At 45.2% G+C, this 13097-nt stretch carries 10 protein-coding genes; 3 read left to right on the plus strand and 7 right to left on the minus strand.

Going from position 1 to position 13097, the window contains the following annotated elements; translation table 11 throughout:
• Positions 1-77 precede the first annotated feature (77 nt).
• From NST47_RS28240 to NST47_RS28250, 3 genes are all read right to left on the minus strand, one after another.
• Complete coding sequence (locus tag NST47_RS28240) at positions 78-944, minus strand: carbohydrate ABC transporter permease (protein WP_341158100.1); 867 nt, start codon at positions 942-944, stop codon at positions 78-80.
• Positions 945-1260: 316 nt separating this feature from the next.
• The gene (locus NST47_RS28245) at positions 1261-2163 is read right to left on the minus strand and encodes an ABC transporter permease (protein ID WP_445667406.1); all 903 of its coding nucleotides are present in this window, start codon (positions 2161-2163) and stop codon (positions 1261-1263) included.
• A 241-nt stretch (positions 2164-2404) separates the two neighbouring features.
• Positions 2405-3262 (minus strand): cache domain-containing protein, encoded by an 858-nt coding sequence (locus NST47_RS28250; protein ID WP_341158102.1) that lies wholly within the window; start codon positions 3260-3262, stop codon positions 2405-2407.
• A 414-nt stretch (positions 3263-3676) separates the two neighbouring features.
• Between NST47_RS28250 and NST47_RS28255 the strand changes: the two genes are divergently transcribed.
• Positions 3677-4726, plus strand: coding sequence for a hypothetical protein (locus tag NST47_RS28255; protein ID WP_341158103.1), 1050 nt, complete (start codon positions 3677-3679; stop codon positions 4724-4726).
• A gap of 105 nt (positions 4727-4831) precedes the next feature.
• On the opposite strand, the gene NST47_RS28260 is transcribed toward NST47_RS28255, so the two are convergent.
• Genes NST47_RS28260 through NST47_RS28270 form a run of 3 tightly spaced genes read right to left on the minus strand, consistent with a single transcriptional unit; the run spans position 4832 to position 8111 of the window.
• Positions 4832-5719 (minus strand): carbohydrate ABC transporter permease, encoded by an 888-nt coding sequence (locus NST47_RS28260; protein ID WP_341158104.1) that lies wholly within the window; start codon positions 5717-5719, stop codon positions 4832-4834.
• A 10-nt stretch (positions 5720-5729) separates the two neighbouring features.
• On the minus strand, positions 5730-6653 hold the full coding sequence (locus NST47_RS28265) for a carbohydrate ABC transporter permease (protein ID WP_445667407.1): 924 nt from the start codon (positions 6651-6653) through the stop codon (positions 5730-5732).
• Positions 6654-6701: 48 nt separating this feature from the next.
• Complete coding sequence (locus NST47_RS28270; protein WP_341158105.1) at positions 6702-8111, minus strand: ABC transporter substrate-binding protein; 1410 nt, start codon at positions 8109-8111, stop codon at positions 6702-6704.
• Positions 8112-8356: 245 nt separating this feature from the next.
• Here NST47_RS28270 and NST47_RS28275 point away from each other — a divergent pair, with 245 nt between their 5' ends.
• Both NST47_RS28275 and NST47_RS28280 read left to right on the plus strand, forming a co-directional pair.
• Positions 8357-10012, plus strand: coding sequence for a response regulator (locus NST47_RS28275; RefSeq protein ID WP_341158106.1), 1656 nt, complete (start codon positions 8357-8359; stop codon positions 10010-10012).
• Positions 10013-10055: 43 nt separating this feature from the next.
• On the plus strand, positions 10056-11840 hold the full coding sequence (locus NST47_RS28280; RefSeq protein ID WP_341158107.1) for a cache domain-containing sensor histidine kinase: 1785 nt from the start codon (positions 10056-10058) through the stop codon (positions 11838-11840).
• Positions 11841-11929: 89 nt separating this feature from the next.
• Here the strand turns inward: NST47_RS28280 and NST47_RS28285 are convergent, their stop codons facing one another.
• Positions 11930-13057, minus strand: coding sequence for a Gfo/Idh/MocA family protein (locus tag NST47_RS28285; protein WP_341158108.1), 1128 nt, complete (start codon positions 13055-13057; stop codon positions 11930-11932).
• Between the last annotated feature and the right edge of the window lie 40 nt (positions 13058-13097).

A 13097-nucleotide genomic window follows, 5' to 3' on the forward strand; every position in this document is an offset into this window, starting at 1 on the left:
TGTAACTGGAACATCGGTTTTTTTAAGCTCTGTTGATCTTTATTATAAAAGTACACGGAATGATCCATCCTGCACGGTTATGATTTAATCGATCCGATCAGCATCCCTTTAATAAAATGCTTTTGCAGGAAAGGGTATACGAGCATGATCGGAATCGTTGCGATCACGATGACCGCCATCTTCAGCCCTTCCGGTGAGAGGTTGGCGACATCATTGGCCGTATTCGCCAAATCCGATGAGTCGGTAATAACGAACTCTCTCAGCTTGACCTGCAAAGGAAACAAGGCCCGATTATTGATATAATACATCGCATTGGAATAGTTATTCCACAAGGCAACCGAATAAATAATGCTCATCGTCGCCATTGCCGGCTTGGATAGAGGCAAAATAATGCTCCAAACGGTACGCAGCTCCCCGGCTCCATCGATTCTAGCCGATTCGATCAATTCATTGGGGATGGAAAGGAAAAACGAGCGCATCACGAACAAATTGAATGCACTGATCGCCCCAGGCAGCATCAATGCCCATAGGGTGTCCAGCAAGCCTAACGAGCGAACGAGCAAATAATTCGGAATTAACGGCGCGTGAAATATCATCGTAATCAAAACCATCAGCAAAATATATTTTCGTTCCCTATACTCATGTCTCGATAGAGGATAGGCCAGGCTCGCTGTCATAATCAGATTGATCAAAGTCCCACAAACGGTAATCATTACACTAATCCCAAAAGCTCTCCATATCGCAGCCTGATGTAAAACGGTTGCGTAGTTCGCCATGGTAAATTCCACCGGCCATAGAATTACCTTACCGGTGCTAAGCGCAACCGAGCCGCTCAATGATTGCGCGATAATATTCAGAATCGGCAGCAGCATCGTCAAACTAATCAGTAATAAAATCAATGGATTGAGCAGCGCCAATCGGCTTGTTTTGTTGGATGGTGACATGGTTTTATCTCCTTAGCAAACTGACTTCTTATTTATGTATGATCTGAACTTTATATTGTAGTTAATTGTCCAAAGAACACCTTGGACAATCTCCTTCCTTCCTAATCTCTACTCTGTCTTAAAGGCCCGGTGAGCATGCAGCGGAGCGGCCGTGGTGTTCTGCAGAAGCGGAGCGTTCGCCTTTGTTCATGGATTTCAACCGATACATCTCTTATCCAATCAGGAAATCCATGAACAACAGCGATCGGAAGAACACTTCGGCCGCGCAGCGCCCCCCTCACCATATGCTCCTCACCACACACTCCTCACCGAACCTTTAATACAATCCCTCACCTGTTGCTCGCTTACTAAACGTATTCGCCGTAACAATCAGCACAAACCCAATCACCGATTTAAACAACCCAATCGCCGTCGTATAGCTGTACTCCCGTTGAATGAGTCCCACCCTGTAAATGTACGTATCGAGAATATCCCCATTTGAATTCGTCAGCGGATTCAAAAACACAAATACCCGCTCAAAGCCGAGATCCAGAAAATTCCCGATCTGCAGCAAAAACAATATTGTAATGGTCGTCATAATCGAAGGAATCGTAATGGAGATCGTCTGTCTCCACCGAGTCGCTCCATCCATTTGCGCAGCCTCATACAGATCGGGGTTGATACCGCTCATGGCGGCCAAATAAATGATCGTGCTCCAGCCCGCATCCCGCCAAATCCCAGAGCTTACGATGATCGTTCGAATATGGGAGTCCTCGCCCATAAAGTAGATCGGCTCCTGGCCAAACCAGGCAAGGACGTGGTTCACCACACCACTGGTCGGTGACAAGATTTCTATCACGATCCCCCCAACAACAACCCATGATAAAAAATGCGGCAAATACACAGCTGTCTGGACAAATCGCTTATAGAGCTGATTACGCAGCTCATTCATCATTAATGCTAAAATAATCGGAATCGGAAACCCAAAAACCAGCGTGTAAAAACCGATAGCCAATGTATTTTTCAAAATTCTCCAAAAGTCTGCGAACTCAAACATACGCTGGAAATTAGTCAGACCTACCCATTCACTTTTCCAAATACCCTCAAAAATGCTGTAATTCTGAAACGCCATCATCGAGCCTGCCAGTGGAATATACTTAAAAACCACAAAATAAAGTATTCCCGGAAGCGATAGCAGATAAAGAATTTTATACCGATTGTAGTAGGCTAACAAACTCACATTCACACATCCCATCGTTGTTGTTATATGTGAATCTTACAGCAGGGGTCTGAATAGAGGGAGTCTGTAATTTAAACATACTTATCTTTTTTTAAGATGGGTGTTAAGAAATTAGGGGGGGGAAATTGCATGCGGTAGAATGAGTGAATGAATCGCAGACAAAATTCAGGGGCATCTCCACTGGTAAACTGGACGTTCAATGCCCAATTGTACAGGAGTACCCCCGAACGAATAACATACTTCAACTCAGCAAATCCTCGGGAATAAAAGCCATATAAGTCAGCTCCGGATCAGACGATTTCATATAAAACAGAGCCACCTTCGTACCATTCTCGTCCATGTATAGAACGCCGTTATCATTGGTCATTCCATCCAGCACTTCTGGAGCAGGGGCTTTTCTTGCTTGAGAGGATATCAATACCTCATCGTATTTATCCGTAATCATGACAGTACCCTGGAGCGCCGGATCGACAGTATCCAATATGGATTGTAATGGGGCCGCCTTGAAGACAATGACTATCGTTGCATCCGGTCCGGTTGGGTCCGTCAACGGCAGCGATTGAAAAAGAGCCAACCCAGTACCCTTAAAGCTATCCTTGGAGGTCTGTCCGATATGAAGGTAGTTCTTGTTCTGGTACGATTTGATAAGCTGATGCCAGGTTGAATACTTCATGGAGGTGTACAACCGGGTGGAAAAGAACTGTTCAGGCGTATCCACAGCTTGTGTGCTCACGATTGCGTGATTGCTTTTGACGTACATGTACAGATCCAGTATAGAGGGGTTGGCAGCTTTATACCTGTTCAAGCTTTTCATCACAAGCTCGTCGGCGGGCTTCTGACTGACCGGTGAAGGCTCCTGAGCATACAGATAGTCCCGAACATTCGGGTCTGAAGCAACTCGCAGGTATACCCGATTCATCTGCTTGATTTCATTGTCCATGGTCTGCTTCACTTGCTTGAGCGCTCTCATCGTTTTCTCTTTTTTTTCATATTGCATTATCTGAGAGGAAACGAAGTGAACCGCGCCGCTAACGATCAGTAATAGGAGACCTAATCCTCCTAATAACAGCATCAGCTTCAGTATTGGTTTGTTTGACAACCTGCTGGCCATGCGCATACCTGTTTACGATCCCCTTTTTTGAAAGCGTTATCAAAACGAAGCTTGATTATTGCACGATCAAACGATGCTGGTCATCCCTGGATGTGGGGTACGATGATTTCTTTGATCTCTAACACCGCACTCTACACCACTGCACACCGCTCTACGTTACATCGAAGTTAGTTACTTCACAATATATTGTAGAACATTATGAGTACTCTAGCAATAACTAGTTCATTATCCTTGGTACCAGATTGTGGCATTAACATTTTCTTAAAAATTGTTCAAACTTTATTCACTTATTATTGTTTAGATACTATTTACAATTCAAACACAAAATGATATATTTCGTACAGAAACATTTCGTTAACGAAATGTTTAATGAAAAACTATAGAGATAAGGTGGAGTTAAAAATGAAAAACAGAAAACCATGGATGGCTGCAATACTTTCTACTGCATTATTATTTAGTGGTGCCCTTTCTTTAGCCCCAAAAGCATTCGCGGATGACGATGACTATCCAGTCATTGAAAGAGTAAAAGCACCTTTGGATAGACAGCAGTACATAACAGATCGTTTAAACAAGCTGATTACGATGACAGTAGCCTTTTCGGATAAAGATTATGTAGATGTGCAGGATGCTTTGCTTAATGGACAGTCATTAGCTCAAGCTTCCAGTATGGACAGCTCATTACTGGGTGAAAAGCTGAGAGCATGGATAGATCAGGATCTATCCAGTACTTTGCAGAACTATTCAATCACTAATGAGCAGTTAGCAGAATTGAAATCCGATTTGTACAATAGCATTCAAGTCGCTCTTTCCACACCAGGATACCAGGTGGCCAGTGTCAAAGGCGGATTTAATTATGATGCTCTTATGAATACATTTATGAAGCAATTGGAGAACAAGGCGGCAGCTATTTCAGATGAAGATTATGTGGATGTTCATGACCGTGTACTTAAAGGAAGCTCGCTCGCAGAGGCTACCCTTCTCGACCAAAGCTTTTTAAGAGATGCATTGGCCAGTCCGATTCTGCAAGAGCTTGATAAGGCGGTAGCCGCCAATCTGCTAACAGCTGATGAAGCTGCGAAGCTGAAGGATCAGGCAAACAACTCCATTTTATCTGCCGTTTCCTTGTCCAATGGGATTGATGTAAAGAAAGAATCCACATTTGATACACAAGCACTCATTAGCAAACATTTAGCATCCATCTTTAACGATGCTTTCCTGGTTACCAACACTGAGGATCTTGAGTATAATGAACTGAAAAGTGCCTATAACCAAGGTGGCAGCCTGACAAGTCTTACTGCTACATCAACTGATGAGCTCGCAGCTCGTATTTTGAACTTATGGAACAATGATATGCAGGCTGTTTCAGATAACCTATCCGCACAAGAATCGGCTGAATTCCAACAGAAAGTGACCGATGCCATTAGAGCAGCTGTTAACGCTGCCGGGAAGTAATCCACAAGCTGACAAAAGCCGAAGCATCCTTTAAAAAGTAAAGGGGCTCCGGCTTTTTTTGAACTATTTGTCCTGCTGTTTCCTGCCATTGTCTTATGGAAATGCTTAGCCTTTTACTGCACCCATCGTAATGCCTTGGGTAAATGCCTTTTGGAACAATAAAAAGATCGCGATCATCGGAATAGAGGCGAGCGCGGCTCCAGCCATCATAACTCCGTAATTCGTTGTAAATTCGCCTTGCATGGTAGCAATTCCAAGCGGAAGTGTCATCATAGGCGTTGATCGCGTCATAATCAGCTGGCTGAAATAATCGTTCCATGCACCTATAAAGGTGAAAATTGCGAGTGCACCCAACGCTGGCTTCAGCAAAGGAACAATTATCGTTGAGAACATGCGGATTTCCGAGCAGCCGTCTATTTTGGCAGCCTCCATCAGCTCCCCCGGTATCGTCTGGGCAAACTGCTTCATCAGGAAGACACCGAATGGCCAGCCAATGGCAGGAAGAATGAGACCATGATACGTATTGATCCAACCGAAACTAGCTAACATCGTAAATAAGGGGACAAGAATAACCTGTTTGGGCAGCGCCATGGATGAAACAAACATCGTGAATATGATTTTTCTTCCAGGGAATACTTTCTTGGCAAGGACATATCCAGCCGTTGAAGCAACCAGACACACGGCCGTCATTTCGCACAGGGAGATAAAAAAGCTGTTGAAGGTCCAGCGCCAGACCGGATTTTTAAATAAATCGCTCCAATTTTGCAGCGTCGGTGTGAGCGGAAACCATTCGGGCGGTATCGCCGTGGCTACGGTCTGAATTTTGAAAGCACCCGTAACAATCCAATAGAATGGAAATATGAATACGATGGTAGAGAGAATCAACAGACACACGGAACCGATCCGTGAGATGCTGATTTCCTGGCGTTTAGCTGATCTGAAATTCGTAGGACAGCTCTTCTCGTACCTATTTAATTGAGCATGTGATTTCATGATGTTCCCCCTAATACTCTACATCACTGCCAAAGTATTTGAATTGAATGACGGAGATAATCCCGATCATAATAGCCAAGCAGACACCCATCGCTGAAGCTAATCCGAAGTTACCAAGCAAGAACGCTTGCTCATACACACCATACATAACAGTAGAGGTGCTGTAGATCGGACCTCCGGAGGTCAACAGCTGGATTAAAGCAAAGCACTGGAATGTATTAATCGTTGTTATGACGATAATGTATAAGTTAGTTGGCATCAGCATCGGCCATATGATGTTCACAAAAATTTGCCAAGGGGTTGCCCGATCAATTTGTGCAGCTTCAATATAGGATGTCGGGATATTGCCCAGCGAAGCGACATATAGAATAATCGGCTGTCCCACCGAGGTTGTAATCAGAACCGCGATAATCGCTAACAAAGCCGTGCGGGTATCTCCAAGCCATGAGATGGGCTCGAACCCGAATAATCCTGTCACATAATTAAGAATTCCGTAGTTAGGATGATAGATCCAACCCCAGACAACCGTAATACTGACAACCGAGGATACAGCCGGTAAATAAAATACGCCTCTAAAGAAAGAACGAATAACCTCTTTGGTCTTGTAAATATTCATCGCCACAAAAACGGAAAACACAATGACGATCGGTACAGCGATGACAACAAGTAAAAAGGTATTGCGTAACGATTTAAGAAAGGTTTCGTTATGAAACAGTGATATATAGTTATGCAGCCCAACAAATTCAAAGCTTCTTAATGAATAATCAAAGAAACTGATATAGACCCCTCTTAGCATCGGATAGGCGACAAATAAGAGGAAAAACCCAAATGCAGGCAATAAAAATAAATAACTCATCAGCCAATCGCGTAAAATATAATGTTTGGACTTGCGCACAGCTGCCAGCAACTCCATCTCCCCTTTCCTTATGTTCATAGAAAGGAGCAGCGCACTTGCAACGCTGCCCCCATGCCATACCTGATGTTATTTGGACTGGGTTGGTGTCTTTGCCTTGGCAATTGCCTCGTTAGCTTTGGTCGCGAAATTATCGAGTGCCGCTTTGCCGGATACGCCCCCGATTAAGGCATTCTGCAGCTCAGGGAACCAGAAGGTGCGAATCTCTGCATAACCATCCGCTATCGTCGGCGGGTCTGTGATGAAGCTGCGAGCAAGCTCGGCATATTTATACTCGGAATCATCATACAGCCCTGTAACGGACGTCCGCGCCGATAAACCACCGGTTTGGATCAGGTTCTTCTTCCCATATTCAGGATCATTGGCAATAAAATCAATCAGCTTCTTGGAAGCGGCGATCTTGTCTTTGTCATTGTTGTTAAAGATCGCCATTCCGCCGAGGTAAGGCTCCAGCTTCGGTTTCGATCCGTCCAGTGTCGGGAATGGAAGCAAAATATCGTCAAATTTCACTTTTTTGTTCGGTACATTTTGCGCTTTAAGAACTGCGGAATAATTGATCGTGAACGCCAGCTTGCCTTGCAGGAACATATCGTTCACATCTGCGGCTGCTAAGGACGCTGCGCCCGGTACAACCAATTTATCCTTGCTCGCTTTGACAATCCAGTCGAGTGCCTTCGCGGCGTTGTCCGTATTGATCGCCACCTTGCTGTAGTCCTCATTCAAAAATCTGGATACACCGAGGTTAGCTATGTAAGCACGGGTTCCTTGATCTCCAGCTGTACTTTTGGCATAAAACCCTGATGGGATGACGTCCGGCGCTTTTTCCTTGACCGCCTGCAGTGCTTTTTCATATTCGGCTACGGTCCAGGTTCTGTCCGGCTTGCTTAACGGGAGTAAATCCAGCGCACCAATCTTTTCAAATACAGTTTTGTTCACAGCCATCATGAACGGCGCCGTATTGATCGGGTACATATAAATATCATTGCCAACCATGGATTGCTTCCACAAGGCAGGTGAAATATCAGCCTGCACTTCTTTAGTCACCATATCATTCAGTGGAGCCAGCAGCTTCTTCTTGCCCCAATCGATAATTCGACCCGGAGCATCATAGATCACATCAGGGGCTGTATTGGAGGCAATGGCGACATTCAGCTTTTGGGGGCCGCCTTCAAAGGTGATCATTTCCAGATTGACTTTTATGTCAGGATTTTTTTTGTTGAATGCAGCAATAATCTGCTTTTCGTATTTGCCAACCTCTCCATCTAACGGCTGAAAATTCGGGAAATTCCACCAAGTGATTTCAACAGGCTTGGCTGCCGGCTTCGCGGTGTCACCAGAGGCTGCTGGTGCCGTACTTCCGGAGGCTGCCGGTGTGGTGCCGCTCTTGGCCGGTTCAACATTACTGCTGCAGGCTACCAACTGCGTTCCAACCATGGTCACACCCAATATCGTCATCAGGCTTTTCTTTAAAGCTCCCATTCAATTACCCCCCAGTTATAGTTAGAACGTGAACATAAATCGTTTTCATTACTTCCCTTATCATAGGGGATATAAGCTAACATGAGAATCCCCCTGATTTTACTTTCATGGTCCTTTTCTGACCTGTTCTGAATATTAAGAGTTTTCTACCTATTATTCCTGTGACGAATGGTTCGAATCTAGTATAATACGGTTATCTCTTAACAAATCCGCGATAACGCTGTCACAATTTATGGGGGGATATCATGTATACATTGATGGTAGTCGAAGACGAACCCCTGATACGGGCCGGATTAAAACAATATTTCGATTGGGCGGAGCTGGGTATCAAGTCGATTGTAGAAGCAGATAACGGTAAGCAGGGACTGCTTACTGGACTCAGAGAACGGCCGGATCTGGTCATCACGGATATCCGCATGCCAGAGATGGACGGACTTGAGATGATTGGACAGCTGCGTGCTGAGCTTCCGAATACTGTATTTGTCATTTTAACGGGATATAACGATTTCAAGTATGCCCAACAAGCGATTCGCTTAGGCGGTGTACATGCTTTTTTACTGAAGCCATTGCAGTATGAGGAAAGCTTGGCGACCATCCGCGAGTGCATACAAAACCTCGATAACAAGCGTCAGGAGGCTCAGGCTCGTCTTGCTCTGCAGCTTGAAGCGGCAGAAAGCAGCCAGCTCAAGCGCAATCAGCTCATCAAGTATGTACTGGAGGAGGAAGAGCCCGCTCTGACAGAGGAATCCCTCCATCAGCTATACGGATTTAAAGGCACAGCCTGCTGTTATCTAACCTTTGTTGCAGCCCGTGTGCCCCATCCATCAAGTCTGTCCTATTCCATTACAAACCGCTGGCCCAGCCCCGAAGCCGATCAATTGATTACGGAACTAGTCAACATCATGTTCACATCAAAAAATATACGTCAACCACTTACTTATATCTCCAAGTCAAAATTGTATGCGGTCATCATCATTGAAGCTCAGGATCACTCTGATTTCACGTCTTGGGATGAGGAAACCTTGGACACGCTGCTCAAGCAAGTAAGCATGCAGGGCAATGCCTCCGTATTTATGGCAATGGGTCCCATGACAGCGGAGCTGGCGAAGGTTGGGATGTCCCTGCGACTCGCAGAAAAAGCTTTGGTACGGCGTTATTTCCAAGCGGGTCGTCATCTGCTCCAGCTTTCCCCTGCTGAGCATGCTTTTCCATATTCCAGGGACTCGGCACTGCCTTTTAACGAGAAGGACAAAAGTCAGATGTTGAGCTGCCTGGAGCTTGGTGACGACATACAAATCAAGCTGCTGATGAGACGTTTGAGTCAGGAAATGAGTACAGGTCGTTCCGAATATCCAACAGAGCCTTGGCTTGCCTTTCTTCAGGAATTGATAACGGTTACTTTGCGTTTTGCATACAGCAATGGCATTCAAATCGAAGGCGTGTATAGTGACAAGCTGCTATCGCTTGCTTGTGTGGATGACTTCCAGACCAGCGAGGCGCTATTTGATTGGCTTGCTGACTGGATGATTCGTCTCAGTTCCGTTTATCAGCAGCAATCGTTGCCTGCAGTCCAGCAGGAGAGTCTTATTTTCGATCAGATTGAAATCTATATCAAGCAGCACATCGATCAGGATATTACACTGCAAATGGTCGCTGATCGCTTTTTTTATAATCCCTCTTATTTAAGCAGACTTTTCAAAACGAAGCTTAAAAAGAATTACATGACCTTTGTAACGGAAATCAGAATTCATTATGCACAGGAATGTCTGATGCAGCCTCATTACCTGATCACCGATGTATGTCAGATGTGTGGTTATAAAAGCTACAAGCATTTTGTAAAGACATTTAGAGCTGTCACCCAGATGACGCCCACCGAGTATAGAAAACAGGTAAGGTCGTGAAGCCGTGAACCATCTTTGGAGGCACTTTTCCGACAGGGTTCGGATGAGGCATGTCAATACCCAAATATTCGTACTGATTATTGTCACAATTACGATACCGCTCATGGTGATTTCAGGCATTATTTATGTCTACTCGTTTCAGGCTGTCAAAAATGAGTATCAGGCCAGCTCCATACTCATTCTGAATAATTTGTCATTCAATATTGATCAGTATTTGCAAAGTATAGAAAAAGGTACGCTGAATGCCCAGACCGAGGATCAGCTGCAGCATGCGCTGGAAAATTGGTCCCAATATCAGGCAAAGGAAGCCGAGGATCAAAAGATCAAATACCAAAAAGTCATTGAAAATTTTATCAGCTCCATTGAAATGATTATCAAAAATGTCGACAGTGTGCAGATTTACGCAGGTGACCGTGTATTTTACTCCGCTAACTTCAATCGGTCTGACTATGATGTCAACGAATTTACCAATGAGGATTGGTACAAACAAACGGTTGCCAACAAAGGAGGTGTGGTTCTGTTTGGCACGCATCCACCGTTTCATCGCATTAACCCGCATGAGCCCGTTATCTCTATCGCCCGGGTCATTAATAAAATCGGGAGCAAGCAGCAGCTTGGCGTCATTCTGGTCGATATCCGTCTGGATTCGCTGCGCGAGATCCTCAAGCTGTCCGAGAACAGCAAGCGGAATTTTGTGATTGTCGATAATCATGGCGGCATCATCTACTCATCAGACAATGATCAACCGGGTTCAGACAAGCCGAATGCGATCAGCAATCTCGCGCTGCAAACGGTTTTGAATAGCGAAACAGGAAGCTTTTACTCCCCCATAGCCGGGCGGGATTCCTACATTAATTTTGTAACCTCGCCTTATTCAGGCTGGAAGGTCATTCAATATATGGATGAAAAGGAGATGACCAAACAGGCCGAGCTGCTCGGTAAAATTATTTTGGCCTTGGCCCTCTGTTCGCTGGGAACTGCCGTATTGTTTATGTTTATTTTGTCGACGCGTGTAACGAAGCCGATCATCTTATTAAGCAGACAAATCAAATTACTTGGGATGGGCAGGTTTGATGTCAATCTGAGCAGCGACCGGCAGGATGAATTTGGCGTGTTGTATCAGGGGATACGTAAGATGGTCGAGGATTTGCAAAGCTATATCGAAAGATCCTCCATGGCCAAAGCCCAGCAAAAAATAGCACAGTACGGAGCGCTCAAAAGCCAGATCAATCCCCATTTCCTCGCCAATGCATTGGAATCGATCCAGATGAAAGCCGTTATCAACGGACAGCGGGATATAAGTGAAATGGTGAGCGTGCTGGGTCTGTTATTTCGGATTCATACCCAATCGGGCAAAGAAACCGTTCCCTTGATTGAAGAGCTGGAGCATACCCGGCTGTACGTGAAGGTACAACAGATGCGTTTTGGAGATAAGATTGCATACAGGGAAAGCATGGCTCCTGGCACAGAATCGATATCGGTCATCCACTTTTCATTGCAGCCGCTGATTGAAAATGCTTTTATCCACGGATTGGAACGAATCACCGGACAGGGACTGCTCGAAGTGTCAGCTGCAAAGACAGGCGACGAGCTTATAATTAGCATAAAAGACAATGGGGTAGGCATGGACGAGGATACCTTGTTAGCCTTGCAGCATCGGCTGAGTCAGCCTTCAGACACTCTGGATCAAGAGCACATTGGCATTAAAAATGTACATGACCGGATTCAATTTTATTACGGAGAGTCCTACGGCATTGAGGTGCAGAGCCATATAGGTACAGGGACGACCATAACGGTTAGAATGCCAGCCAACAACGTCTCCCCATAAATGAACAAGTGATAACAGGTAAGGACCCTCGATCAGCAGCTTCAAACTGGAGATCAGAGGGTCTTTACCTGTTGTCGTATCTGCCTTGCTTAGGATTGGGCTGTTGCCTTTGATTCTGTAATCTCTTTCACATGTACCTTCCTGTCTTCCTTAAGCGATAGCGTAAGCGCATCGGCTGTTGCAATCGCAGCTCTGGCCGCCGTCCCATCCAGTAAAGGTTTGAATTCCTCCTCGACCTCAGCTCCCTGCATAATACCGTGGAAATACGCCATTTCTTTCTGCATAATGCCTTGCAGCCATAACGGTGGTATCGCACTCGGTTTACCATACATAATCGCTCCGTCTATTTCCAGACCTTTATAAATCCGCGTGCGATCCTCATCCACCTCTCGTGACTCGTGAAGCAGGAACTGTTCATCACCCTGAGGTGTTTTCAATACGACCTTCACATCCTGCATATCGATCAGAATCGCGCCCAGACTCCCTTGAATTTTGACAAAATGATCGCTCCATCGGAAAGCTGAACCATACTGCAGGGTCGCATATCGATTATTGGCAAATTCCAATGAAATGAACAGCATGTCATCCTCATCGCCGAATTGTTCCCCTTGGTGGGCCACATTGCCCCCCGTCATACATACCTTTTCCGCGGGGCCCATTAAGAATTGAATAAAATCCAGCTCATGGATATGGTGATACAAATGCCCGCCCGATATCTCTCTTTTCTTTTTCCAGCTGACAGCTGCCTGAGCTTCCTCCCAGCCATTGCGTTCTGCATGACAAAATAAGATATCTCCAATTGCACCCTCATTGATTAATCGTTTAGCGGTGCGGACCCCATTCATAAAGTTCATCACATGTCCCGCCATGAAAACAAGTCCGTTATCCTTCGTTTTTCTGATCATTTCATTACAATCCTCATAGGACAAGGCAATCGGCTTTTCACAAAATACATGCTTTCCATGAGCGGCCGCGCACAATACAGGGTGTTTATGATAACCGTTCGGAGACGCTACGAGTACCGCATGCACATCCGCTCTGCTGCATAACGATTCGATATTGGGCTCCATATCACAATGTAATTCCCGGGCTACTGCTTCTGCATGCTCAGGATCATAGACAGCTACGACTCGCGCTCCTTCCAATTTATCGATAATTCTCGCCAAACCCGCACCAAAATAACCTGTTCCCACAACTGCATAATTCACTGTATTCATTTGTAAATCTCCTTCCAAAATCCTATGTTAGTTTCTTTAT

The sequence above is a fragment of the Paenibacillus sp. FSL H8-0034 genome (genome assembly GCF_038000305.1).
In the GTDB taxonomy this organism is placed as follows: Bacteria; Bacillota; Bacilli; order Paenibacillales; family NBRC-103111; genus Paenibacillus_S.